We start from the raw sequence: 756 nt of genomic DNA, 5'->3' as shown, positions 1-756 counted from the left end.
CAAATGCTTACGATATTAGTAAAGCGTTGACGCGTGCTTTTGAAAATAACAACTCAAAAGCAGTGGCACTTGATATAAATTCACCTGGTGGCTCTCCGGTACAATCAGATGAGATCTGGCAAACTATGATGAACTTACGTCAGCAGTATCCAGACAAAAAGCTTTATGCGGTGATTGGTGATATTGGTGCGTCAGGCGCTTATTATATTGCATCTGCTGCAGATGAGATTTATGTCAATCCATCAAGCTTAGTAGGCTCGATTGGGGTCATCATGCCAAGCTATAATATTGAAGGCTTAATGGACAAAGTAGGCGTGTCCGATCGTACCATCACCGCAGGCGAGTACAAAGATATTTTAAGCTTGTCGCGTCCGCTTACTACGTTTGAGACACAGCATGTTGAAAACGTACTTGATAATACGCATAAGCACTTTATTAATGCAGTCAAAGAGGGTCGCGGCGATCGTCTTAAAGACCCTGAGGCCAACAATTTGTTTTCGGGGCTGTTTTGGACCGGTGAGCAGTCTATCGCACTGGGACTGGCAGACCGATCAGGTAGCATTGCAAGTTTAGAAAAAGATTTAGAATTAGATAACGTGGTAAATTACACGCCACTAGATCCGTTCCAACTATTCATGGATCGCTTCGCAGTTAAGCTTGGTGCAGGCGTAGGCTCGAGTATCAATCTTGATGTATTGCCACAAGAGGATGGTAATATCGAGATGCGTTAAACGTTCTTTTTTCATTTTGAACGGA

Annotated in this window: 1 protein-coding gene; it reads left to right on the top strand. The window is 43.3% G+C overall.

Going from position 1 to position 756, the window contains the following annotated elements; genetic code table 11:
- Positions 1–731, top strand: a 731-nt coding sequence (sppA, locus tag ACS8FD_RS19815; protein ID WP_439277126.1) for a signal peptide peptidase SppA, incomplete at its 5' end; no start/stop codon positions are given.
- Between the last annotated feature and the right edge of the window lie 25 nt (positions 732–756).

Source organism: Psychrobacter sp. 1U2, from assembly GCF_051847575.1.
The sequence above is the reverse complement of the archived record's forward strand: the minus strand, read 5'-3'. Positions and strand labels throughout refer to the sequence as shown.